The sequence below is a fragment of the Mammaliicoccus sp. N-M50 genome, assembly GCF_022386995.1.
GTDB lineage: Bacteria > Bacillota > Bacilli > Staphylococcales > Staphylococcaceae > Mammaliicoccus > Mammaliicoccus sciuri_A.
The window spans coordinates 54,243-80,312 of sequence record NZ_JAJNJA010000001.1 but is presented as its reverse complement, the minus strand read 5'-3'; the positions used below and the strand labels follow the sequence as shown (position 1 = coordinate 80,312).

The 26,070-nt window shown below is 32.1% G+C and carries 26 protein-coding genes; 18 read left to right on the top strand and 8 right to left on the bottom strand.

Features of this window, described 5'->3' with window-relative positions; translation table 11 throughout:
* Positions 1–168 precede the first annotated feature (168 nt).
* The gene (locus tag LQ622_RS00375) at positions 169–1,260 is read right to left on the bottom strand and encodes a prephenate dehydrogenase (protein WP_049318928.1); all 1,092 of its coding nucleotides are present in this window, start codon (positions 1,258–1,260) and stop codon (positions 169–171) included.
* Between the two features lie 113 nt (positions 1,261–1,373).
* Here LQ622_RS00375 and LQ622_RS00370 point away from each other — a divergent pair, with 113 nt between their 5' ends.
* The 11 genes from LQ622_RS00370 to LQ622_RS00320 all read left to right on the top strand — a co-directional run bounded on the left by LQ622_RS00370 (position 1,374) and on the right by LQ622_RS00320 (position 12,668).
* On the top strand, positions 1,374–2,420 hold the full coding sequence (locus LQ622_RS00370) for a M42 family metallopeptidase (protein WP_025906082.1): 1,047 nt from the start codon (positions 1,374–1,376) through the stop codon (positions 2,418–2,420).
* A 506-nt stretch (positions 2,421–2,926) separates the two neighbouring features.
* Positions 2,927–4,330: an anthranilate synthase component I gene (locus tag LQ622_RS00365; RefSeq protein WP_239761916.1), complete on the top strand. Its 1,404-nt coding sequence runs from the start codon at positions 2,927–2,929 to the stop codon at positions 4,328–4,330.
* Positions 4,327–4,923, top strand: coding sequence for an anthranilate synthase component II (locus tag LQ622_RS00360; protein ID WP_126477879.1), 597 nt, complete (start codon positions 4,327–4,329; stop codon positions 4,921–4,923). The genes LQ622_RS00365 and LQ622_RS00360 overlap by 4 nt, the downstream gene beginning before the upstream one ends.
* Positions 4,889–5,905 (top strand): anthranilate phosphoribosyltransferase, encoded by a 1,017-nt coding sequence (trpD, locus tag LQ622_RS00355; protein ID WP_037587985.1) that lies wholly within the window; start codon positions 4,889–4,891, stop codon positions 5,903–5,905. The genes LQ622_RS00360 and trpD overlap by 35 nt, the downstream gene beginning before the upstream one ends.
* Positions 5,889–6,683: an indole-3-glycerol phosphate synthase TrpC gene (gene trpC, locus LQ622_RS00350; RefSeq protein ID WP_037587988.1), complete on the top strand. Its 795-nt coding sequence runs from the start codon at positions 5,889–5,891 to the stop codon at positions 6,681–6,683. Before trpD ends, trpC begins: the two co-directional genes overlap by 17 nt.
* Positions 6,673–7,290, top strand: a complete 618-nt coding sequence (locus tag LQ622_RS00345; protein ID WP_126477878.1) for a phosphoribosylanthranilate isomerase — start codon at positions 6,673–6,675, stop codon at positions 7,288–7,290. The genes trpC and LQ622_RS00345 overlap by 11 nt, the downstream gene beginning before the upstream one ends.
* A 5-nt stretch (positions 7,291–7,295) precedes the next feature.
* Positions 7,296–8,513, top strand: a complete 1,218-nt coding sequence (gene trpB / locus LQ622_RS00340; RefSeq protein ID WP_103361024.1) for a tryptophan synthase subunit beta — start codon at positions 7,296–7,298, stop codon at positions 8,511–8,513.
* Positions 8,506–9,237, top strand: coding sequence for a tryptophan synthase subunit alpha (gene trpA / locus LQ622_RS00335; protein WP_126477877.1), 732 nt, complete (start codon positions 8,506–8,508; stop codon positions 9,235–9,237). The genes trpB and trpA overlap by 8 nt, the downstream gene beginning before the upstream one ends.
* Before the next feature lie 80 nt (positions 9,238–9,317).
* Positions 9,318–9,977, top strand: coding sequence for a type 1 glutamine amidotransferase domain-containing protein (locus tag LQ622_RS00330; protein WP_037587994.1), 660 nt, complete (start codon positions 9,318–9,320; stop codon positions 9,975–9,977).
* Between the two features lie 145 nt (positions 9,978–10,122).
* Complete coding sequence (locus LQ622_RS00325; RefSeq protein WP_037587997.1) at positions 10,123–11,376, top strand: aminoacyltransferase; 1,254 nt, start codon at positions 10,123–10,125, stop codon at positions 11,374–11,376.
* Positions 11,377–11,408: 32 nt separating this feature from the next.
* Positions 11,409–12,668 (top strand): aminoacyltransferase, encoded by a 1,260-nt coding sequence (locus tag LQ622_RS00320; RefSeq protein ID WP_049318918.1) that lies wholly within the window; start codon positions 11,409–11,411, stop codon positions 12,666–12,668.
* A 159-nt stretch (positions 12,669–12,827) separates the two neighbouring features.
* On the opposite strand, the gene LQ622_RS00315 is transcribed toward LQ622_RS00320, so the two are convergent.
* Positions 12,828–13,346, bottom strand: coding sequence for a histidine phosphatase family protein (locus LQ622_RS00315; RefSeq protein WP_239761918.1), 519 nt, complete (start codon positions 13,344–13,346; stop codon positions 12,828–12,830).
* Between the two features lie 97 nt (positions 13,347–13,443).
* Positions 13,444–14,193 carry a MerR family transcriptional regulator gene (locus LQ622_RS00310; protein WP_239761919.1) on the bottom strand — a complete coding sequence of 250 codons (750 nt, stop codon included), beginning with the start codon at positions 14,191–14,193 and terminating at the stop codon, positions 13,444–13,446.
* Between the two features lie 137 nt (positions 14,194–14,330).
* Here LQ622_RS00310 and LQ622_RS00305 point away from each other — a divergent pair, with 137 nt between their 5' ends.
* The gene (locus LQ622_RS00305; protein ID WP_126477874.1) at positions 14,331–14,909 is read left to right on the top strand and encodes a GNAT family N-acetyltransferase; all 579 of its coding nucleotides are present in this window, start codon (positions 14,331–14,333) and stop codon (positions 14,907–14,909) included.
* Between the two features lie 370 nt (positions 14,910–15,279).
* Here the strand turns inward: LQ622_RS00305 and LQ622_RS00300 are convergent, their stop codons facing one another.
* Positions 15,280–15,621, bottom strand: a complete 342-nt coding sequence (locus LQ622_RS00300) for a hypothetical protein (RefSeq protein WP_126477873.1) — start codon at positions 15,619–15,621, stop codon at positions 15,280–15,282.
* Positions 15,622–15,893: 272 nt separating this feature from the next.
* Here LQ622_RS00300 and pepF point away from each other — a divergent pair, with 272 nt between their 5' ends.
* The 6 genes from pepF (at position 15,894) to lacD (ending at position 21,621) form a co-directional block, all read left to right on the top strand.
* Positions 15,894–17,690 (top strand): oligoendopeptidase F, encoded by a 1,797-nt coding sequence (pepF, locus tag LQ622_RS00295; RefSeq protein ID WP_239761920.1) that lies wholly within the window; start codon positions 15,894–15,896, stop codon positions 17,688–17,690.
* 185 nt (positions 17,691–17,875) lie between these two features.
* Positions 17,876–18,622, top strand: coding sequence for a DeoR/GlpR family DNA-binding transcription regulator (locus LQ622_RS00290; protein WP_172965063.1), 747 nt, complete (start codon positions 17,876–17,878; stop codon positions 18,620–18,622).
* A gap of 141 nt (positions 18,623–18,763) precedes the next feature.
* The gene (locus LQ622_RS00285) at positions 18,764–19,195 is read left to right on the top strand and encodes an RpiB/LacA/LacB family sugar-phosphate isomerase (protein ID WP_206167057.1); all 432 of its coding nucleotides are present in this window, start codon (positions 18,764–18,766) and stop codon (positions 19,193–19,195) included.
* Positions 19,196–19,207: 12 nt separating this feature from the next.
* Complete coding sequence (lacB, locus tag LQ622_RS00280) at positions 19,208–19,735, top strand: galactose-6-phosphate isomerase subunit LacB (RefSeq protein WP_239761921.1); 528 nt, start codon at positions 19,208–19,210, stop codon at positions 19,733–19,735.
* On the top strand, positions 19,732–20,682 hold the full coding sequence (locus tag LQ622_RS00275) for a 1-phosphofructokinase family hexose kinase (protein WP_239761922.1): 951 nt from the start codon (positions 19,732–19,734) through the stop codon (positions 20,680–20,682). Before lacB ends, LQ622_RS00275 begins: the two co-directional genes overlap by 4 nt.
* A complete protein-coding gene (gene lacD / locus LQ622_RS00270) occupies positions 20,683–21,621 on the top strand; it encodes a tagatose-bisphosphate aldolase (protein WP_239761923.1) in 939 nt (312 codons plus the stop codon).
* Positions 21,622–21,672: 51 nt separating this feature from the next.
* Here the strand turns inward: lacD and lacG are convergent, their stop codons facing one another.
* Genes lacG through LQ622_RS00250 form a run of 4 tightly spaced genes read right to left on the bottom strand, consistent with a single transcriptional unit; the run spans position 21,673 to position 25,997 of the window.
* Positions 21,673–23,088, bottom strand: a complete 1,416-nt coding sequence (gene lacG, locus LQ622_RS00265; RefSeq protein ID WP_239761924.1) for a 6-phospho-beta-galactosidase — start codon at positions 23,086–23,088, stop codon at positions 21,673–21,675.
* A 17-nt stretch (positions 23,089–23,105) separates the two neighbouring features.
* Positions 23,106–24,797 (bottom strand): lactose/cellobiose PTS transporter subunit IIB, encoded by a 1,692-nt coding sequence (locus LQ622_RS00260; protein ID WP_239774511.1) that lies wholly within the window; start codon positions 24,795–24,797, stop codon positions 23,106–23,108.
* A 5-nt stretch (positions 24,798–24,802) separates the two neighbouring features.
* A complete protein-coding gene (locus LQ622_RS00255; protein WP_037588016.1) occupies positions 24,803–25,135 on the bottom strand; it encodes a PTS lactose/cellobiose transporter subunit IIA in 333 nt (110 codons plus the stop codon).
* Positions 25,128–25,997: a CAT RNA binding domain-containing protein gene (locus LQ622_RS00250; RefSeq protein WP_126477864.1), complete on the bottom strand. Its 870-nt coding sequence runs from the start codon at positions 25,995–25,997 to the stop codon at positions 25,128–25,130. Before LQ622_RS00250 ends, LQ622_RS00255 begins: the two co-directional genes overlap by 8 nt.
* Between the last annotated feature and the right edge of the window lie 73 nt (positions 25,998–26,070).

Sequence of the window (26,070 nt, the reverse complement as noted above, 5' to 3'; positions counted from 1 at the left end):
ATCACCCAAGTCATGGCTTAATGCCTAACTTAAGCCAAGAGAACGTCCAAGTCATGGCTTAATGCCTAACTTAAGCCAAGAGATCACCCACAATCATTTCCTCAAATCAAAACAAAGCCAAGAGACCTTAATTCTCTTGGCTTTTTTCCCATTTCTCAATATTCAATATTACAATGTATACGTATCAAATGATTGTAAGGCTTCTATTGCGCGATCTCTGTCTGTGCTTGATTTGAAGCTTAATCTTAATGCACCCATAATATCTTCTCTTACTTCTAATATTCGGATGTTTGTAATAGAGATGTGATTTTGTCCGAGTATTCTTGTTACTTCACTGATCATACCTGGTTTATCTGGGATATCAACATATAAATCGAATGTTGAAGTTAAGGCACCTTGTTCTTTAATAGGGAGTTGGTCTCTATATGTTTTGGCTGATTGATAAAAATCATGAATTAATGCTGGATTTCCTTCTTCAATCATTTCTTTCGTATGTGTCATTTGTTCGATCCAATTTTCCATAAGTGTGACAAGATGTTCTTTATTTTCTAATGTTATGTCACGCCACATATCTGCATTACTACTCGCGATTCGTGTGATGTCACGGAAACCGCCTGCTGCTAGTGTTCTGACATATTCGGATATTTGTGTATTTTCTTCATTCATATGAATTAAACTTGATGCGATGACATGTGGAAAATGACTGACGACACCTGTTACATAGTCATGTTCTTTTGCTGACATTTTGATGAATTTTGCTTTAGTAGGTTCTAGCAAATGTTTAACTTCACTATAAGCCGCTTCATTTTCCGCTTGATCATATATCAATACATAATAAGCATTCTCAAATAAGTGCTTTTTAGAATTTGTGACACCTGACTTATGACTACCTGCCATTGGATGTCCGCCGATTAAATGAATATCCTGTTCTAACAATTGTGATTCAAGTGAACTTAATCCTAATTTCGTACTACCTGTATCGGTAACGATTAATCCTGGTTTAGTATCAATTTCTAATAAGCGCTTACCGTACTCGATAGATTGTTGTACGGGTGTGGCTAATATAATTAAATCTGCTTGACGAGCACTAGAATCAAAGTCCGTTGCGATTTCATCTATAATTTTCATAGATAATGCGATTTCTGAATGTTTTTCAAAATAATCGTAACCTGTTATATGTAAATTGGGATGATAAAATTTAATATTTTGTATTAAACTCCCGCCAATTAATCCTAGTCCAACAATAAATACGCGTTGCATAAAATCCCTCCAATACTTTAATAGTTTAAAGTAAGTTAGTGTGTGAAAGCAAGTGTTATTGATTTATTTTTTTAAAAGTATAGAATGATAATAAATGTATAAGGAGTGGTAATATGACAATTAACGTAAAAGAAACGATCGATACAATTAAAGAACTTGTTTACATTAATAGTCCGTCTGGATTTGCTGATCCAGCAGTTGAATATTGTAGAAAAGTTGCTGAGTCATTAAATTATGATACGAGTGTAACACACAAAGGTGGATTATTTATCAACGTACCAGGAAAAAATGATGATGCACAACGACTGATTACAGCACACGTAGACACATTAGGTGCAATTGTTAAAGATATTAAAGAAGATGGTAGATTGCAACTAGATTTAATAGGTGGATTTAGTTGGAATGCGATTGAAGGGGAGTATTGTACCATCACTACACAAAGTGGAAAAGAAATAACAGGTACCATTTGTTTACATGAAACAAGTGTCCATGTTTATAAAAATAATACTGAAATTCCACGAAATGCCGAACATATGGAAGTAAGACTTGACGAAAAAACATTTAATCCAGAAGATACAAGAGCATTAGGCATTGAAATTGGAGATGCTGTGAGCTTTGATCCAAGATTTGTACATACAGAATCAGGATTTGTTAAATCTCGTCACCTTGATGATAAAGCAAGTGTTGCGATGATTTTACAATTTTTGAAATACCTTAAAGAAGAAAATGTTGAACTTCCACATACGACACAATTTTATATTTCGAACAATGAGGAAATTGGATATGGTGCAAATTCAAGTATTTCAGATAAAGTTGTAGAATTTATCGCTTTTGATATGGGGGCATTAGGAGATGGACAAGCTTCTGATGAATACACAGTATCTATTTGTGTGAAAGATGCTTCAGGACCTTATCATGTAGGTTTGAGAAATCATTTAGTCAATTTATGTAAAGAAAATGATATTCAATATAAATTAGATATATATCCTTATTATGGTTCTGATGCTTCTGCTGCTCTACATGCTGGTGCTGATATTAGACATGGATTATTCGGTGCAGGTATTGAATCTTCACATGCTTTAGAACGCACACATGAAGATTCTATTCTTGAAAGTGAAAAGTTATTAAGAGCTTATTGTTTATCAGAAATTAAAAACTAATCAGAATTTAAGGGTTGACATTTAAAATTTATTCTCGTATAGTGATATTTAATTAATCCGAAGAAATCATTCGGAATTTGAAAGATGAGTATCTCGTGTTGATAGTAGCAAATAGAAAGCTAATGGTTGATGTAAATTAGCACTACACACAAAGAGAGAATTGGGCTTTCAAATTATCAATTAAATGAAATTTAGAGTGAACATGAAATTCAATGTTAACTAAGGTGGCACCACGGTAACGCGTCCTTACAGATAGCGTATACTGTGGTGTCTTTTTGTATACCTAAATCAGTGGTCATAAGTATAAATTAAATCCTGTAGCAATCAGAAAGTTAGTGGTTGATGTAAACTAACACAGTTTAATTTAGAAATGGGGACCATGTAGAAATAATTAAATATTTAATGAGTGAATAAGTTTTATACTTATTAATGAAGGTGGTACCGCGCATATGCGTCCTGTTTGATTAGGATGTTTATGCGCGGTTTTTTTATTAAGGAGGATTAAGATGATTATTAAATTTAAAAAGTTAAATGCTGATATTACACCAGAGACTTTAGGACAAATAAATCGTAAGAAAATGATTTTAGAAAGTGCCAGTACAGATCAAATGAAAGGTAGATTTTCGATTGTAGCTTTCGATGCAGTTGGAAAAGTGAACTTATATGATGATTATTTACAAATATTCATATATGAAGATGAACAACTTGTACATGAACATCCATATGAATCACTAGAGGATTTCATCAATAATATGAAAGTTGATGAAGTTCCAGAAGCTTTAACACATTTACCATTTATATCTGGCATGATCGGGTACTGTAGTTTCGATTTAATTAGATATCAAAATAAATTACTTAAACAAATTGAATTGCAATCCGATATTCCAGACGCTTCATTTAATCTCGTTGAATCAGTATATGTATTTGATCATTTTAAAGAAGAATTGTTTGTTATCGCATCAAACTTGTTTAGTCAGAATACGGAAACACAAGTTGAGCAAGAACTTAATAATATGATTGAAACATTAAAAGATATTTCACTATTTCAAAATAAAATTGATCACACATTAAGAGGTGAACTTGAAACAAATATAAGTGAAGAAGATTTCATGCAAGAAGTCGAATATTATAAATCACTGATTAGTAAAGGTGATATGTTCCAAGTCGTACCTTCAAGAATTTATAAATATAAACATTACTTTAACGAACAACATAAAGATACATTGAAACTTCAAATTTATAAAAATTTAAAAAGACAAAACCCAAGTCCATATATGTATTACATTGACGATGAAGAAAGAAGCATCATTGGATCTTCACCAGAAAGTTTCATTAAAAAACAAGGTGACATCATTACAACGAACCCAATAGCTGGTACTAACAAAAGAGGTCAAACAGAAGAAGAAGATAAACAAAATGAAATTGAACTCATTACAGATGAAAAAGAATTAGCTGAACATCGTATGCTTGTCGACCTTGGAAGAAATGATTTGAATATGATTGCTCAAACAGGTTCAGTATATATGCCTAAGTTAATGACTGTTGAAAGATTTGAACATGTTATGCATATCGTCTCAATCGTCGAAGGTAAAATTAGACCAGACATTACACCGCTTCAAATGATTACAGCACTATTACCAGCAGGAACAGTATCAGGTGCACCTAAGACGAGAGCAATCACAAGAATTTATGAAAGCAGAAAAAGAAAACGCGGTATATATGCTGGTGGTGTTGGTTATATCAATTGCAACCATGATTTAGATTTTGCATTAACAATTAGAACAATGGTTGTAGATAACGAATATGTAAATGTAGAAGCTGGCTGTGGTGTTGTATATGATTCAAACCCGCAAAAAGAATTAAAAGAAACGATGATCAAAGCAAAAAGTTTATTGGAGGTTACACCATGATATTAGTAATTGATAATTATGATTCATTCACATATAACTTAGTGGATTTAATTAAGCAACATGATGATGTCGTGATCTATCATCCGGATGAGGCTCCATTCAATTTAAATATTGATGGATTGGTTATATCTCCAGGACCTGGTCATCCTGATGATACAGAAGACTTAAAAAATTTAATAGAAGCATATAAAGAAAAACCGATATTAGGGATTTGTCTAGGTGCTCAAGCATTAACGACATATTACGGTGGAGAAGTTGTAGTTGGTAAAGAAGTTAAACATGGTAAAGTCGATCAAATTGATATTATTGAAACTTCTAAATTGTATCAAGAATGTGAGCAGCATTTTAATATTATGAGGTATCACTCATTAATTAGTGATGAAAAAACATTTCCGAACACTTTGAAAATTACAGGTAGAACGAAAGATTCCATACAATCATTTGAACATAAAATAAAACCACATTTCGGGATACAATTTCATCCTGAATCATTTGCTTCAGATCATGGAAATGAAATTATAAAAGCTTTTATCGACATAACAAAGGAAGGTGCAAATTATGAACACATTAAAACAACTCATTCAGTATCATGATTTATCGCAACAAGAAATGAAATCATTTGTAGATTTAATGATGGATGAACAAGCAGATGTATCATTAAAGGTTGCACACTTAGTGGCATTAAGTATGAAAGGTGAAACATCAGATGAATTATCGAACTTAAGTCAAAGTTTAATCGAAACAACCTATAAAGAAAGACCTTATTTAGAAGATAGTATTTGTGTTTGTGGCACAGGTGGTGACCATTCTGGCAGCTTTAATATTTCAACAACCGCTTCATTTGTTGTTGCGGCAGCTGGCTTAAAAGTTTTGAAACATGGTAATAAAAGTATTACATCTAAAACAGGTAGCATTGATATCTTATCTGCTTTAAATATTCAAACAACACCTATTAAAGATGCGACAGAAAAAGTAAACGAAACAAATTTAGCATTTTTAAGTGCAACTGAAACATATCCGATTATGAAAACTGTACAACCTGTTCGTAAATCAATACCAACACCGACAACATTTAATTTACTTGGACCAATGATTCATCCATATCATTTAGATTATCAAGTGATGGGCGTTTATGATGAAACGAAACTTAAAATTATTGCTGAAGCAATTTATAAATTAGGTAGAAAACGTGCCATTATCGTGCACGGTGCAGGTGGCATGGACGAAGCTACTTTATCTGGTGACAACATTATATATGAAGTGTCTCAAGATGAAGGCATTAAACATTATACTGTAAATGCTGAAGACTACGGATTACAATCAGCGCCAAACGAATCATTAAAAGGTGGAACACCTGAAGAAAATAAAGTTATTACTTTAGATATTTTAACAGGACAAGATCATGGTCCTAAAAGAGATGTCGTTGTATTAAATGCTGCTTTAGCGTTATATGCTGGTCAAAAAGTAGACTCTATCAAAGAGGGAATTACGTTAGCAGAGTCTTTAATAGATGAGAAACATGCATTAAATATATTAGAAGCTGTAGGAGGCAAAGTTTATGACAATATTGGATGAAATCGTAGAATATAAAAAAACATTACTAAATAATCAATATTATGAACAAAAATTAAATACATTGGAAAAAGTGGATGTACAACATAAAACTTCTTTCTTAAGTCGTACACAGCAAGATAATAAGTTAAATATTATTGCTGAATTAAAAGCAAAAAGCCCTACAGTATCAGATATTCCGAAACGAGATATGGCTACTCAAATAAAACTATATGAACAATACGGTGCATCTGCTATATCTATATTAACGGATGAAAAATATTTCGACGGTAGTTACGAAAGGTTACAAAGTTTAACGACAAAGACGACATTACCTGTATTATGTAAAGATTTTATTATTGATAAAAGACAAATTGACTTAGCACATCATGTTGGTGCCTCTATCGTATTATTAATCGTGAATATTTTGTCAAAAGAAGAACTCGAAACATTATACGCATATGCGACAGAAAAAGGTTTAGAAGTACTTGTAGAAGTACATGATAAAGAAGAACTCGATATTGCACATGAAATTGGTGCACAATTAATTGGCGTTAATAATCGTGATTTAAAAAGATTTGTCACAGACGTTAAACATACGAATGAGATTTTAACACAAATTAAACCAGGTGTGACATACATTTCTGAAAGTGGTATTCGTACTTTAGATGATGTGAAAAGTATTATCGGTAGTGGTATAGATGGCGCATTAATTGGGGAGTCGCTAATGAAACATCCACACTTAGATGAATTTCTACCAAGTTTACGACTAGAAAAACAAGGTGAGCAACATGTTTATTAAATGTTGTGGCTTTCAAGATAAAGAGGCTATCGAAACAGCTGTCTTAAATCATGTCGATGCAATTGGATTTATCACGTATCCCAAAAGTAAACGATATGTATCTGTTGAAGAAATAAAGTCATTAAGTAAAGAAATTCCCCAAACGATTGATATCGTAGCTGTTGTTGTGAATTTAACAATGGTAGAAATTGATCAACTTATTCAAGAAACTTCTATTAATACACTTCAATTTCATGGTGATGAATCTGTATCATTTATACAAGAGGTTAAAGAAAAATATCCGCATATTAAGATTTATAAAGCTTTACCCGCTAATGATCAATTACTTGCTAATATAGAAACTTTTAAAAATGATGTAGATTTATTTTTAATTGATACGCCTTCAAAAGATTATGGTGGTACAGGGGTATCTTATGACTGGTCCATATTAAATGAATTATCCAATATTCCGTATTTAATTGCCGGTGGTATTAATATAGATAAAATTAAACAAATCGAATCATTAAACTTTAATCATAATGGTTATGACATATCAAGTGGAATTGAAACGAACGGTCAAAAAGATAAAGAGAAAATTAAAGCATTACTAACATATGTAAAGGAATGATTGAATTGAATAAAAATATACAATTAGAAGCAGATGAATTAGGATTTTTCGGTGAATTTGGTGGCCAATATGTACCAGAAACATTAATGCCAGCTATACAAGAATTAAACGATACGTATCAACAATTAAAAAATGATCCGGAATTTCATAAAACATTAAATGCTTATTTAAAAGATTATGTAGGTAGAGAGACACCTTTAACATATGCTGAGCGTTATACAGAAGCACTTGGCGGCGCAAAAATATACTTAAAAAGAGAAGATTTAAATCATACTGGTGCTCATAAAATTAATAACGCATTAGGACAAGCACTTATTGCAAAGAAAATGGGTAAAAGAAAGCTCGTTGCTGAAACTGGTGCTGGTCAACACGGTGTGGCAAGTGCAACAATTGCAGCGCTGTTTGATATGGAACTTATTGTTTTTATGGGTGAAGAAGATATTGAAAGACAAGCATTAAATGTGTTCAGAATGGAATTGTTAGGTGCTAAAGTTGTACCAGTTACAGACGGACAAGGTACATTATCAGATGCCGTAAATAAAGCATTACAATATTGGGTTTCACATGTTGAAGATACACATTATTTACTTGGATCAGCGCTAGGTCCTCATCCATTCCCAACTATCGTAAGAGATTTACAAAGTGTGATTGGTAAAGAAATTAAGAAACAAATATTAGAAAAAGAATCCCGATTACCAGATGCAGTTGTTGCATGTATAGGTGGCGGTTCAAACGCAATTGGTACATTCTATCCGTTTGTAAATGATGAATCTGTTAAATTATACGGCGTTGAAGCTGCAGGTGAAGGTGTAGATACTACTAAACATGCTTTAGCTATAGAAAAAGGAAAACCTGGCGTGTTGCATGGTTCTAGAATGTATTTAATTCAAGATGAAAATGGACAAGTCGAACTTGCGCACTCAATTTCAGCAGGATTAGATTATCCAGGTGTAGGTCCGGAACATAGTTATTATAACAATATAGGTCGTGTTCAATATCCGAATGCAAGTGATACTGAAGCGATGGATGCGCTTATTAAATTTACACAATTAGAAGGTATTATTCCAGCTATAGAAAGCGCGCATGCATTGAGTTACGTCGAGAAACTAGCGCCAACAATGGATAAAGACGAAATTATTGTTGTGACGGTTTCTGGTAGAGGAGATAAAGATATGGAAACAATTAGAAAGTATATGCAAGAGAAGGGGGATCATCATGCGTAAATTATTTATACCATATGTCATGGGAAACAAAGATTTTATAGATTCAGTCAAACTTATGGACGAAAATGGTGCAGATTATATTGAAATTGGCTTACCTTTCTCAGATCCTGTAGCTGATGGTCCAACGATTATGGCAGCCGGTCAAGAAGCGATTAAGCAAGGTATGTCTGTTAATAAAATCATTGATCAACTAATCGAACATAAAGATGAAATCAATACACCTTACTTATTTATGACTTATTATAATTTAATTGATGCATACGGTGTCGACGCTTTTATAGAACGAATTGCTGAAGCGAATGTTTATGGGTTAATCATTCCAGATTTACCATTTGAACTTGGACAAAGATTTAAAAAACATTTACAGCCTAAAAACATTAAATTAATTTCTTTAATTGCGATGACTTCTAGTGATGAACGAATTAAGCAAATAGCTGAGCACGCGGAAGGATTCATTTACACAGTGACAATGAATGCGACGACTGGTGATGGCAGAGGTTTCCATGAATCTTTAAAAGATAAAATTAAATTTATACAACAACACGCTAATGTACCTGTTGTTTGTGGATTTGGTATTAGAACTGAAGAACATGCTAAAGAAATAAAGTCATTTAGTGACGGCATTGTGATTGGTAGTGAAATTGTTAAAAGATTAAAAAATGATTCAATAGAACAAACTCAAGCATATTTGCAAAGTATTAGAAAAGCTTTAGATGAAGATTAAAAAAGCATAACCCTTAATAGAAGAAAAAGAAACACACTTCATGTATAATCGACATTAACAAATGAAAAGGAGTGTTTCTAATGAGCAAAAAAGTTCTCATAGTTGTTACAAATGCATCTCAATTTAAAGATGGAAAACCAACTGGGTTATGGCTAGAAGAAGCAGCAATTCCTTATAAAGTATTTATTAAAAATGGATTAGAAGTGGATATTGCATCTGTAAAAGGTGGTAGTGTTCCGATAGATCCAAATTCAACTCAAAATGACGAAGCTAAAGAATATCATGACGTATTAGAAAAGTTACAACAAACATATAGTATTAGAGACATCGTGTTTGAGAGTTATGATGGCATATTCTTACCTGGTGGTCACGGAACAGTATTCGACTTCCCAAATAATGAAGACTTGGAAGATATGCTAGCATATTATAGAAATAACGATAAGGTGATTGGTGCAGTTTGCCACGGTCCAAGTGCATTTGTTGGCGCTAAGCTTCCAAATGGGAACTATTTAGTGGATGGTGTTAAATTAACTGCTTTTACTGATAGTGAAGAAAAAGCAATGAATTTAGAGAATGATGTACCATTCTTGCTACAAACACAACTTGAAAAGCAAGGTGCTCGATTCGTTAAAGGTGCTGACTTTGAATCGCATACAGTTGCAGACGGTAAATTTGTCACAGGACAAAATCCAAATTCTAGTGAAGAGGTTGCCGAAAAATTTGTAAATGTATTAAAATAGTTTAGCAATATAAATAAAAACCTGCCATTTGGTAGGTTTTTATTTATGAAATAATGGTATAGTAATGAGTATTATTTTAGAATAAAGACAAAATATTGTATAATTGTAACAAATACATAAAAATGAGATTGGGAGTATTGTATAAATGAAATTTACAAATTTAACAACTGGTGAATTTGAAGCTTTTACAAATAAAATGCCGTACGCGCATTTTACACAAGCAGTAGGTAATTATGAATTAAAAACTTCTGAAGGCACTTCAACACATTTAGTAGGGGTCAAAGATAATCAAGGTGAAGTATTAGCTGCATGCTTGTTAACAAGTGTACCAGTTATGAAGAAGTTTAATTACTTTTACTCAAATAGAGGACCAGTAATGGATTATGACAACAAAGAACTTGTTGACTTTTTCTTTAAAGAAATCGTGAGCTATTTAAAAAGTTATAAAGGATTATTCTTTAGAATCGATCCTTACTTGCCATATCAACTAAGAGATCATGATGGCAATATTAAAAAATCATTCAACCGTGATGGTTTAATTAAACAATTTGAATCATTAGGCTATGAACACCAAGGCTTCACAACTGGTTTCCACCCAATACATCAAATTAGATGGCACTCTGTACTTGATTTAGAAGGTATGGACGAAAAGACACTCATCAAGAACATGGATAGTTTGAGAAAAAGAAATACTAAAAAAGTTCAAAAAAATGGTGTTAAAGTACGTTACTTATCTAAAGATGAAATGCCGATATTCCGTCAATTTATGGAAGATACAACAGAGAAGAAAGATTTCAACGATCGCGGCGATGACTTCTATTACAACAGATTAAAATACTTTGAAAATGTAAAGATTCCTTTAGCTTATATAGACTTTGAAACTTACATTCCACAATTAGAAAAAGACCATGAACAATACAACAAAGATATTGCGAAAGCTGAAAAAGATTTAGAAAAGAAACCAGATAATCAAAAAACGATTAATAAAATAGACAACTTAAAACAACAAAGAGAAGCAAATGAAGCTAAATTAGAAGAAGCACGTCAATTACAACAAGAACATGGTGATACATTACCAATAGCAGCAGGTTTCTTCATTATCAATCCATTTGAAGTTGTATATTATGCAGGTGGTTCATCTAATGAATATCGTCACTTTGCAGGTAGTTATGCAATTCAGTGGGAAATGATTAAATACGCGTTAGATCACAATATTGACCGTTATAACTTCTATGGAATCAGCGGAGACTTCTCAGAAGATGCACCTGATGTTGGCGTTATTAAATTTAAAAAAGGTTACAATGCAGATGTTTATGAATATATTGGTGATTTCGTTAAACCAATTAATAAACCAGCGTACAAAGCATATACAACACTAAAAAAAGTATTAAAAAAATAAATGATTTTCAGTAAGAGAGGAATTTAGATAATATGAAATTTACAGAATTAACGGTTACTGAATATGATGAGTTCGTATCTGATAGTCGATACGAAAGTCACTACTTTCAAGTAAAAGAAAACATCAAGACGAGGGAAAATGATGGTTTTCAAGTTGTATTATTAGGTGTTAAAGATGAGAATAATCAAGTCGTTGCAGCAAGTCTATTCTCTAAAATACCAACATTAGGTAGTTATGTGTATTATTCAAATCGTGGTCCGGTAATGGATTATAGCAATCTAGATTTAGTGACATATTACTTCAAAGCACTTGAAAAGTACTTAAAACAGCATCAATGTCTATATGTTAAAGTCGATCCATACTGGATTTACAATATATACGATAAAGATATTAAACAAATTAAAGAAGATGGCGCTAATGACCAAATCGTTGATCTCATTAAATCACTAGGCTATGACCATCACGGCTTTACGACTAAATATGATCCATCAAGCCAAGTAAGATGGATGGGTGTCTTGAACTTAAAAGATAAAACATTAGCAGAAGTTAAAAAAGGATTCGACAGCCAAAGAAAACGTAACGTCAATAAAGCGCATAATTATGGTGTTAAAGTACGTTTCTTAGAACGCGATGAATTAGATATATTCTTTAAACTATATAGAGAAACAGAAGAAAGAGCTGGCTTTATTTCTAAGACAGATGAATATTTCTTAAACTTTATCGATACATATGGTTCTAAAGCATTAGTACCATTAGCATATATCGATTTAAACGAATATATTCAATCAACTCAAGAGAATTTAAACGAATTAGAAACAAAACGCGATCAAATGATGGCTAAAGAAAACAAATCTGAAAAACAATTAAAGAAAATTGCTGAAACAGATCGTTTAATCGACCATGCACAGAAAGAATTATTAGAAACTAGCGAACTTATTAAAACAGATGGCGAAATCTTAAACTTAGCATCTGGGGTATTTTTCGAAAATGCATATGAAATCAATTATTTCTCAGGTGGCTCAAGTGAAAAATACAATCACTTTATGGGACCATATATGATGCACTGGCATATGATTAATTATTGTTTCGAAAATGGATTCGATAGATACAATTTCTATGGATTATCAGGAGATTTCACTGAAGATAGCGAAGATTACGGTGTATATCGATTTAAACGAGGATTTAACGTTCAAATCGAAGAATTAATCGGAGATTTCTATAAACCAATCAATAAGAAAAAATATTTCTTACACAATGTAATCCAAAAAGTACGATCTAAAATTAAAAAGTAATCAAAAAAAGCTGAAATTCATTTTTCAGCTTTTTTGTGTTAAATATGGGGTTAATAGCATATATCATATTTATTTTATTAATTAGTTTACATAATATATATTATAGGAAGTTAAGTATATTGACTTAGGGGACGCCTATTTTACATATATCTAACTATTTTATATTGTTACATGTTTAACTTGTAACGCATCATCAATTACATATAGATCTGGATTATTTAAAGCTTTCCATTCATCAAAGCCAAATTGTTTGTCGAAATGATTTAGTAATAATGACATGATGTTACCATGTGTAACAATTAATGCATGTTCATTTACTGGTATTGACTTAAATACTTCTAATATTCGTTGTTGAGCTTCTAAACTTGTTTCGCCATTATGTATACGATAATTAAAGTCACTGAAAGTCATTTTAAGCTCAGTTAGCCAATTATCTATTGGTAAGTCACTTAAAATGCGCTCATTTAAACGGCTATCATAAGTTAACGGTGTTTGGTATTTTGTTAAATATGGTTTGATTGATTCGTAAGTACGATTCATTTCACTAACATATATATGGTCAATATTGAGTTTAGCTAATACAGGTACTAATTGTTGAGCTGACATAATGCCATCTGCCGTTAAAGCTGCATCAACGTCTTGTCCATTAGCTTTGCAATGTCTTAATACATAAATCATACAATCACTCCAAATAGATTTTAGGAAAGCATATCATACATCATGATAAATAAAAACCACTATAAATCGAAATAAATACGATTTATAGTGGTTTATGCTATTGATTCATTTTGACATAACTTGCAATTGCTTTACTAGCAAATTGTGCGGTACCGTCACCAAATTTATTAATATTTTTAGTAAATCTTTCATCACTTACATACATATCACCAATACTACCAAAAACTTCTAAACTATACTCGCAATCAATATTAGAATTTAAATATGTGTACCATCTTTGTACAATTGATTGAGCAATTTCTGAATCTGGAGATTCATTTCTGTTTGCTGCAAATGCTCTAAAGATATCATTCATTTCTTCTTCTTTAGAAGCTTTTTCTTCTTTAGACCAACTATTAATACGATTGTTCGCTTTATCTACAGTTTTATTCCCCCACTTTTCACGAGCTTCAGCTTCATATTCATTCTGATTAAACTCAAAACCTATAAATTTATCTTCATTCGTCATGTTAATTTCTCCTTTCATATGTTTCGTCGTTTGATCTATCGTTTGAATCATTTGATCAATTCTTGTTCTTTTATTGATGAGCATCTTTCTATGCATATTTAATGCTTCTTTTTTATCAAACGAAGGATCATCAAGAATTTCTTTTATCTTTTTTAGAGGAAAATCAAGTTCTTTAAAAAATAAAATTTGCTGTAATCTGTCTACATTCTCGTCTGAATACAATCGATAACCAGAAGATGAAACATTAGACGGATTCAGTAAATTAATTTCATCATAATGGTGAAGCGTGCGCACACTTATACCGACTAATTGAGCAATTTCTTTAACAGTCATTTCCATTTACTTAACCTCCTCATAACCCTACTATAAAGTCTTACGTTACGTTAGAGTCAACAATATAATCAAAAAAATAAATAAAGTCAATTTCGTACATGTTATAATACATTTAGAATATCACGTAAGTCAGGAGTTTTATAATGAATAAAGAGATACAACTTGAATTAAAATTAGAAACATCTCGTTTAATACTACTAGCTGGAGAACAAGTTTTTTCATACAAAGAAACAATAAAGGACGAAATGCTGAACTCAGTAGATACGTTAAAAGATTGGGTAGCATTCTTCAACTATCAATTTGACGAATATAAAGTGACTGATTTTCTTAATAAATCAACTGACACACAGTATAACAAAGAATATTTTAGATACTTTATCTTTGAAAAAGATACGATGCAATTTGTAGGATCAGTTGTTCTTCAAGATATCGATTTAAGATTACCATCATGTGAAATTGGTTATTGGGCAGTCAATTCAGGATTAGGCAAAGGTTATATAACAGAAGCTATTCAATATATTACACAACATGTTATAGAAAACCACGGCTTTGTAAGAGTAGAAGCATACATAGATGTTAAAAATACAAGAAGTATTAACACCATTGAAAGATGTGGGTATGAACGAGAAGGAACATTAAAGAACTCAGATCTAAGCGCAGACCAACAAAGTATTATTAACGAAGCACTCTATGCAATCACGACACCTGTTTATTTTAAATAGAGAAAGAAAAAGCGACTGGGATATATAGAAATATCTCAGTCGTTATTTGCAAGTTTGGTGAGAAGTGCAAATACTTGTGCCGTTATTAGCAAGTTTGATGAGAAGTGCAAATACTAGTGTCGTTATTTGCAGTTTTGGGTGAAGGTGCAAATACTGGTGTTGTTATTAGCAAGTTTGGTGAGAAGTGCAAATACTGAGGTTGTTATAAACAAGTTTGGCGAGAAGTGTTCATAAGACCCTCGTTACGAACAAGTTTGTCGAGAAGTGTTCACAAGACCGTCGTTACGAACAAGTTTGGTCAGAAGTGTTCCTAACGCCCGACTAAGCAATCAAAAAACGACTAAGATATAGAACTATCTTAGTCGTTTCACTATTTATTACGTCTTTTTAATTCATTAAATTGACGTTCATCTTCTATTGTTTCATCTTGACTATGTTTTTCGGCTAATCTTTTTTGATTCTTTCTCATTAAGTACCATGTTAATAAGCATACAAATAAACTTACGATTGCCATAAATGCGGCATAGCCTAATAATGGTTCGTATGTAATATCATAAAAATTAGGTAATATAAATGCAATCATACCTAATACGACAAATGTCAAAATTGCACTGATGACGTGTTTTTTAAGTATTAATGATGATAATACAGAAAAAACAATAACGACGACAAATGAAATCCATAAGTAGTTTGGGAAATCAAAAATATTCAAGATGCACGCCTCCTTTATCTAGTTGTACTGGTCTATACCCCTTTTATTTATGTTTAATTACGATATAGATAGAAATTTGATTTATTTATATAAATTTAATTGTACATTTGCAATTTTGTTTAAATTCTACGGACATAAGCGCACAAATGTGACCATGATGCGCCAGATAAATTGTTTGTATAGTGCGTTGTATCATATGACGTAGAAGATGTTTATATGTATAATATGTACATAAGTACATAAATAAGTAAATTTTAAAAAAGGGTGATTTGATGGGACAATTATTAAGAAGTGAAGTTCCTGTTCAAGAAACATGGGATCTTTCAAGTTTGTATCAAGACAATGATGCATTTTATAGAGCATTAAAAGAATTAGTTGAGAACGTTACAGCATTTAATGAAAAATATGTGAATCAGTTAAATGAAATATCAACAATTGAATCTGCTTTACGTGAACAAGCTGACCTAATTGTAAGTATTATTCACTTAAGTACATATGCAGAATTACTTTATTCGACTGATACGACAGATGAACAAAGTCAAAAAGTAGCTGCACAATTTTCTACTACATATGGAAAAGTAGCTGGTTTATTGTCATTTGTAGAGTCAGAAATTTTGCAATTAGATGATGAAGCATTCAATGCTTTAATTAAACAATCTGAGTATCCTAAATATTTAACGTTGTTAAAACGTCAAAAAGAACATACATTACATCCTGAAGTAGAAAAAGCGTTAGCAACCTTCTCACCTACTTTTGGTGCGCCATATGAATTATATGGTATTACGAAAATGTTAGATATTGAGTTTGGTACTTTTGAAGCGAACGGAGAAGAAATACCTTTAGATTATGTTTCATTTGAAGGTGACTATGAAGTAGACTCTAATACAGAAGTTAGACGCAATGCATTTAAGAAATTTAGCGATGCGTTACGACGTTATGAGAATACAACTGCAGCAACATATAACGCTCACGTTCAAAAAGAAAAAATTGAATCTGAATTACGTGGTTATGATTCTGTTATTGATTTCTTATTAGAATCACAAGATGTAACAAGAGAAATGTATGATCGTCAAATAGATGTTATTTCAGAAGAATTAGCACCACATATGAGAAGATATGCGCAATTACTTAAACGTACAAATAATCTAGATAAATTAAAATTTGAAGATTTACGTATATCATTAGACCCTACTTATGAACCAGATGTATCAATTGAAGGTTCTAAAGAATATATTAAAGAAGCATTAAGTGTGCTTGGTGAAGATTATATGCAAATGGTCAATGATAGTTATGATAAACGCTGGATTGACTTCCCTCAAAATAAAGGGAAACAAACAGGTGCTTATTGTGCAAGTCCATACGGTGTTAACCCATTCATATTTATTTCATGGACAAGTAAGATGACTGAAGTATTTGTATTAGCACATGAACTTGGTCATGCAGGACACTTTAATTTAGCAAATGCACATCAAAATGTATATCAAGCTGATTGTTCAATGTACTTTGTCGAAGCACCATCAACAATGAATGAAATGTTAATGGCTAATAGTTTATTGAAGAAATCAGATGATCCGAAATTTAAACGTTGGGTTATTAGCTCAATTATTTCAAGAACGTACTATCATAATATGGTTACACATTTATTAGAAGCTAAATATCAAAGAGAAGTTTATAGACACGTTGATAAAGGTGAAGCACTCACTGCCCCACTTTTAAATAGTATTAAGAAACAAGTTATTTCAGATTTCTGGGGAGACGAAGTTGAAATAACTGAAGGTGCAGAATTAACATGGATGCGCCAACCGCATTATTATATGGGCTTATATCCTTATACGTATTCAGCAGGTTTAACGATCGGAACTGCTATGAGTCAAAGAATTGAAAAAGAAGGACAACCTGCTGTTGAAGATTGGTTAAATGTCTTAAAAGCTGGTGGTTCTAAATCTCCTGTTGAACTTGCTCAAATGGCAGGAATTGATATTACGACAGATAAACCACTTAAAGAAACAATCGCGTATATCGGTCACTTAATTAACGAGCTTGAATCACTAACAAACGAAATTGAATAATATTTTTTCTAATATTAATGTAGAGACTGATACATCTTATGGTGTGTGAGTCTCTATATTTTTATATAAACATATCTTATTAAATAACCGCATTATATATTATTCTAATTTTAATATTATTTGTGTTACAATATAATCAAACAAATTCGAACTTATTAAAAAGTTAATATATAGGAGGATCACAAGTGAAATTAAAAGTTGATAGGCACCGTTTTATAATGGATGAACTTAAAAATAATATGTCTGTGAAAGTATCTTCCCTTTCAGAGAAGATGAACGTTGCTGAAATGACAATTAGAAGAGATTTACAAGAACTAGAAAACAATGGTTTGTTAAATAGAATTCATGGTGGCGCTAAATTAATTGAAGATAATTTATATAATGAAAAGTCACATAAAGAAAAGCAAACTATTAATGTATCTAATAAAATGAAAATTGCTCAAAAGTGTGGAGAACTCATTCATAATGAAGATATTATATTTATCGGTTCAGGTTCTACAAATGAACTTATATTTGATTTTATAAAAGACAAGAACTTAAGCATATTTACGAATTCGCTTGATATATTCTTACAATATAAAGATTTATCAAACATTGATGTATTACTCGTAGGTGGTCGATTCAGATCTAAAACGGGTACATTTATCGGACACTTTGCGAATAAAATGATGGAAGACTTTCATGTAGCAAAAGCATTTGTCGGAGTTAACGGTATATATGGTCAAAAATTAACAACTGCTAATGAAGAAGAAGGTAAAGGTATTCATATCATTTTAGAAAATGCAAAGCTTAAATACATCACAGCAGACAGTACAAAATTCGGTGTTCAAGCATTATATAACTTCTATAATATTAACGATGTCGATGCTGTTATATCAGATGATGATGTAAGTGAAGAAATATTAAACACATATCCAAACAAGATTAAATAGTTATCAAAATGAATATTAAAAGAAACGCAATATAGAATAGCATATCGCTATTTTATATTGCTTTTTTTATTGACAGAAAACATGTTTGATTTTATATTATAATTAACAAAAACGAACAATTGCAAACATAGGAGGATGTATATGAAAGTTTTTATTAATTGTATTCGTAAATCCAGCCCTTTAAAAGACAAGATTATTCAGGAACTATCTCATTCTAACATTGAATGGATCGATTTGTATGATGAAACACTTGAAGATGATGTGTTTGCTGTAACTGTAAATACAATAGAAGCAGTTAAAAATAATGAAGATGCTAAGGCATTAATCATTGATGATTATGGTATTGCACCATTCATTATCGCGAACAAACATAAAAATATAATTGCTGCTTCAGTTTCAGATGACCGTTCTGCTTATATGACAGCACGTCACAACAATACAAAAATTATGATTCTTGCTTCTGAAATTGTTGGCTCTACACTAGCGGTTAACTGTGCTAAAGCATTTGGAGAATCATCTTATGATGCTGGCCGCCATCAAATCAGAATAGATATGTTAAATAGTTTGTGTTAAGGAGGAAGTTAAATGAAGATAGCTATTGGATGCGATCATATCGTTACGGATGAAAAAATCAAAGTATCAGATTTTATTAAAAGTATTGGTCATGAAGTGATAGATGTTGGAACTTATGACCATCAAAGAACACACTACCCTATTTATGGTGTAAATGTCGCAAAAGCTGTTACAGAAGGAAAAGCTGACTTAGGTGTTGTACTTTGTGGTACAGGTGTAGGTATTAGTGTTTCAGCAAATAAAGTACCTAATGCGAGAGTTGCGCTTGTTCGAGACATTACAAGCGCTCGTTTAGCGAAAGAAAAATATAACTGCAATATTATCGGTGTTGGTGGGACGATTTCAGGCATTGATTTAATAACTGATATCGTCGAGACCTTTATAAATGCAGAGTATATCCAAACAACGGAATCAGATCACTTAATAGAACGCATGAATCAATTGTTAACAGACGACCAAGTTCAATATGATTCCAATCAGTTTAACAAATATATTGATAAATGGAATAAAGGAGAATATGTGGATGAGGTGAAACATTGAAATTATTAACAATTACATTAAATACTTCAGTGGATATCGCCTATCAACTAGATCATTTTGAATTGAACCAAACGAACCGCGTTAAAAATGTTATTAAAACAGCTGGTGGCAAAGGATTGAATGTTACGAGAGTAGCAAACATTTTAGGTATTGATCATTTAGCTACTGGCATTATCGGCGGAACTACGGGCACTTTTATTAAGCGTGATTTAAATCAAGATCATATTAAACATGATTTTTATGAAACAAATATTGAATCGAGACAATGTATTGCGATTTTAAATGGAGCGCTTCAAACAGAATTACTTGAACCTGGAGATTCAATTACGCAAGAAGATATTCAGTCTTTTATGAAACATGTGACTGAACTCATACAAACGCATGACATTATTGCGATATCAGGTAGTGCTTTACCAGGCATGAATGTTGAAACTTATCAAATGCTTATTGATATTGCTGCTAGTTACGGTAAGAAAGTATTGTTGGATGTTAATGGTCATACTTTAAAAGATTTACTAAATCATGAAGGTCAAAGCTTACCTTATTTAATAAAACCTAATATCGAGGAACTAAATCAGCTATTTAATGTGAAAGATCATGATAATCATCAAGAGATTATCGAAGCATTGAAATCCCCTCTTTTAAGCCAAATTCCATGTGTGATGATTTCACTTGGTTCTAATGGTGCACTTTATAAATATCAGCATCAAATTTATAAAGTAAATATTCCTAAAATTAAAGCTGTTAACGCAGTTGGTTCTGGTGATAGTTCTATAGCAGGCTTTAGTTATGGACTTATACAGAAACAAGATGTTCACTATGCTGTTAAATCAGCCATGGCTGCTGGAATTGCGAATGCTTTAGAACAGAAAACTGGATTCTTAACGAAAGAGAATTTTGAGTATTATTTAGCAATAATAAAAATTGAACAATTGGAGTGTTTTTAAATGGTTAAAAATTTATCAAAACTCACAAACGATTTAGGGCAAATTGCTGCACTTGCCATTGATCAACGCGGTGCATTAAAGAAAATGCTTGGTGAAAATATAGAAGCAGAAACGATAGAAGATTTTAAAGTACAAATATCTAAGACATTAACAGAATTTTCTTCAAGTATATTATTAGATCCTGAGTATGGTTTACCCGCTTCAAAAGAAAGACATCCTAACTGCGGTTTAATCTTAGCTTACGAAAAGACAGGCTATGATAAAGCAACACCAGGTCGATTACCCGATTTATTAAATACATGGTCTGTACACGCACTTAAACAACAAGGTGCAGATGCCATTAAATTACTTGTATATTTTGATATTGATGAATCACAAGAAATCAACGCACAAAAAGAAGCCTTTGTAGAAAGAGTTGGTGCTGAGTGTGTCGCATTGGATATTCCATTTTTCTTAGAAATCGTGTCATATGACGCAACAAATGATGATAACTTAAGCGAAGCATACGCAAAAGTTAAACCTCATAAAGTTATTGAAGCAATGAAATTATTCTCAGAAGACCGATTTAAAGTAGATGTATTAAAAGTGGAAGTGCCAGTTAATATGAATTTTGTAGAAGGATTTGGCGATCATCCAGTATATACGAAATCACAAGCTAGGCAGTTTTTCTTAGAACAATCAGATGCAACACATTTACCATTTATCTTTTTAAGTGCAGGCGTATCACCTACTTTATTCCAAGAGACGTTGAAATTTGCTTATGAATCAGAATCTAAATTTAACGGTGTATTATGTGGAAGAGCAACATGGGCAGGTGCTACTCAAGCATATGTTAAAGATGGCGAACAAGGATGCAAAGCTTGGTTAAATGATGAAGGTATTAGTAATATACAAAATTTAAATAAAGTGATTGAACAATATGCAACAGCTATAAGTTAATTATAAATACCCCGCTTCTATTTAATCTAGAAGCGGGGTTTAGTTTGCTTTTTATTCTGCTTTATTCTCTAATGACTCAGATAGTGCTCTATACCATAGTGCACTTTTCTTGATATATCTTTTTTGTGTTTCAAAGTCTATATAGAATAATCCGTATCGCTTATTATAACCATTAGACCAACTAAACATATCTTGCAATGACCAAACAAAATAACCTGTTACATTAGCACCATCTTTAATCGCATCACTAATGCTTTCTAAATGTGTAGCTATATAGTCTATACGTGGTTGATCATCGATGATTGTTTGTTCATCTATAAATTGATCTTTATACCCTAGTCCATTCTCAGTGATTAGCAGCTTTTTATAATTTGGATAGTCTGCTTTAATACGCATAATCATATCATATAAACCTTTAGGATAAATATACCAATCCCAGTCAGTCGTTGGAACGTCATAGTTTTTAACAATTTCAGCTATTTGTTTAAGTCTAAAAATCGAACTACCTTTGTCCCCTGTACCATTATGATGTATTAAGCTATCCGCTTCATTTGCTTTCACCCAATTACTTTGATAATAATTGATGCCTAAGAAATCTTGTAACTGACTAGCTTCTTTAATGATTGCCATTTCCGATTCTGTTATATCTAATGAACCATCATATATATTAAGTAAATGATTAATTACATCCATTTTCTCACTAGAATATGCGCCTAAAAATGTACCATCTAATAAAAATCCATTGATAAATGTATCTTGTACTTTAGCAGCGTTCACATTTTCTGGTTGTTCATCAATTGGATAAATTTGAGTTAAAGCATGTATAATACCGATTTCTCCGTCATAACCTTTCTCTTTATAGAGTTTAACTACTTTACTATGCGCAACAATAAGATTATGTTGAGCTTGGAGACACTTGACGACTTGATATTGTTCACCAGGTGGAAACGCGCCTGTTACATATTGACCTAAAGTATATGCGATAGGTTCATTAATCGTCATCCAATATTGAACATCATCTTTAAATGTCTCAAAGCAATATGCTGCATAGTTCACAAAATGCGTGATGTTCTTCTTACATAACCAATCCCCTTGTTTGAATAGTTCTTCAGGCGTATCAAAATGATGTAATGTCACATATGGTTCAATATTATATTTTCGACACGTCGCAAATACATTTTTATAATATGTTACCCCTTTTTGATTAACATCCCCATATCCTTTTGGAAATATGCGAGACCAAGCAATAGAAATTCTTAACGCTTTAATACCATGTTCTGAAGCTAATTTAATATCTTCTTCATATCTATTGTAAAAATCGCTTGCTGGATCTGGGCTAAATCGTCCTTGTCTTTCTAAAAATTCATCCCAAAGCACACGTCCCTTTCCATCTACTTTGCTTGACCCTTCTACTTGATATGCTGCAGTTGCAGCGCCTAGTACAAAAGTTTTTGGTAATTCTAACATGCTTATACTCCTTTAGTTTATTTTTCTTCTGATAGTAGTTTGTATATCTTCTCTATTGCCGCTTCTCCATCTCTTGTAAGTGCAATATATTCTTTACCTGTTGTTGTCATAAGAAGAGCATTATGTTGGTCAGTATATTTCTTCATTTCGTTTTTCATTGAATCCATTTGAGGGGCTAATATAACAATGTTCATATCTTTAATTAAATCCATATCTTGACCATATGCTCTCGCAGTAGCATTTAAATGAATGTTTTGTTCTTTAGCAGCTTTGTTTAACGAATTAGCGAGTATACCACTTGTACCACCACCAGCACATACGACTAATACATTGACGTGATCCTTAATGTCATATTGAACTTTAGTATCAGTAGTTTCTACCTGACTATTTTCGTTTGACTCTACGTTTGATTGAGGCTGTACAATATTTTGACTTTCAATCGTACCGCGTTCTTCACTCACTTTAATGCGATCATATGCTTTAATAAATGGCATCCAAATCACAAAGTCGAGTATCATGATAACGGCAATTAATAATAATGATAATGGCGCGAAGTTAGATGCCATATAAATACCTATAGGTCCTGGTGTCGGCCACGGTAAGAAGTGCATGAAACCATTCATGCCTAAATTCTCTACGAAGAATTTCAATACCCATGAATTAAGAATTGGTGTAACAATAAACGGTATCATGAATACTGGATTTAAAATAATTGGTGCACCAAATAGTAAAGGTTCATTTACAGCAAACGTTGTAGGAATAAATGATGCTTTACCAACAGCTTTTAGTTCTTTAGACTTACACAAGAATATAAATATATATGGAACTAAGAATGTGGCACCAGTACCTCCAATCAGTGCTACAAAGTCTTGCGTACTTTGTGTTAATGCAATATGTGCATGTTGACCTTCTCTAAATAATCTTAAGTTTTCAACTTGGTTGTTATACATAATCGCAATAACAGCAGGACCTACTACAGATGGTCCATGTACACCTATAAACCAGAAGAATGCAATAAATCCGAATATAATCGCAAACCCTAAGTAACCATTTGCAGCAGTAAATAGTGGTGACAGTAGAATTGTTGCCAATTCTGCTAAGTTACCATTAGCAATATGACGAATCACGATATCGATAATCCAGAATAAACCGACAGAAGCGGCAAACGGGATCATATCTTTAAACGCTTGTGCGATATTACCTGGTACTTGAGGTGGCATTTTGATTGTGATATTTCGACCTATAAAGAATTTATAAATATTTGGTATTACAAATGCCACGATAAATGATGCGATAAGTCCTTTAGTACCAAGCATATCAATGGTTATCCCGTCTTTAACGGGGTTCATCGCTACAATTAGTAATGAAGATTCAGCAGCTACGAATGTTGAAATGACATTGATTTGGTTCGTTTTAGGTAATTTTAAGTTTTTATTGTCAGTTAATGATTTCGTAACGGTTCCTGCCATATAAAGTGCTAACATACCCATCGTGAATTGATAAACTTTCATAATGGTTGTTTCGATATTTTTAGGCCAATGGAATCCCCACACGTTCGGTACGTAAGCAACTAAAATAAATAATGATGAAAATAAAATAACTGGCATTAATGCAACGAAGCCATCTCTAATTGCTGTTAAGTATGGATTAGAAGCCACTTTTTCAAAAAATGGTTTCATCTTTTCAATAAATTTAATTATCTTATTCACATGTATCACCCATTTTGTTTTAAAGTTTGAAGTTGTTCATAAATATCAATGATGTAATTTACAGAATCACGTAGTGCCATCGTTGTCATTAAGTGATCTTGACCGTGTACCATAATAAAACTTAATTCAGATGATTCACCACTTGCTTCTTGAGCTAAACATTGGGTTTGTTCTTTATGTGCTTCCGTTATATATGTATTTGCACTTTCAATATGACTACGCGCTTCTTCGAATAGTCCATTTTTAGCTTTTTCCATAGCCGCCATAACTTCTCTTCTTGCATCCCCAGCTATCGCAACAATAGTGAAACCTACCATCATATTTTCTTCTCTACTCATCTCTTGTTGTGCCTCCTTTTTGTGATGATAATATGCGTTCTATATGCAATTGAAAATAGAACAAGTGATGTTGATTAATAACAATATTGAACTTTCTTGATATGGCATGATATAAGTCTTTTGCGTACAAATAAGAATTTGGATAGTGTGTTTTTAAATGCTGTTGGAATGATATATCAACTTGTTGAGATAAGTCTTCAGAATAATCAAGAATGTGTTCTGTTAAATACTTTAAGTGCTGGATGAATCTATCATAATAATATTCATTGGACTTATTCCGAGTGATACCTATTTGATTTAAGCAATTGATTAAATCGTTCAGTTGAATATTTTTATTCTTATAAGCCGTTTGATTTTCGATACCCTCAGGCTGCTCAGCATTGATAAAGTGTAATGCTAGATTATTTGCTTCATATGCTGGGAAAGAAATATTTAAATTTCGTTTAATAATCGTCAATGCGTATAAACTAGATTCAAATGCACGAGGATGAATGCTTTTAACATCAATAGAAAATGTCTGTATCTTTTGATTGTTTTGATGAATATTAACAGCGTGATGTAAATGGTGTGTTAACGTGACATAAATATAATCTTGAAACGTAAAATCAAATTTATGTTGAACATCATTTATGATTTCACAACATGTCGTAATAATAGGTACGGGTACATCATTAATTAAAGATTGTAAATGAAATCTCACTTCTTGATTATCGAGTCTAAAGATTTTCTCGGGTGTTTGATGAGATAAGAAATCACCTTTCTTTTTTGAGAACACAATCCCTTTCCCCATAGCGATAACTTCTTCACCATTTTCAGTGATGGCAATAGCAACATTATTGTTAAGGACTTGTTTGATTATCATAGGCAGCAATACCTCCAATCATTTGAAATAAAAAATACCACAAGACTTAGAGGTGATTGATGCACCTCAAGAA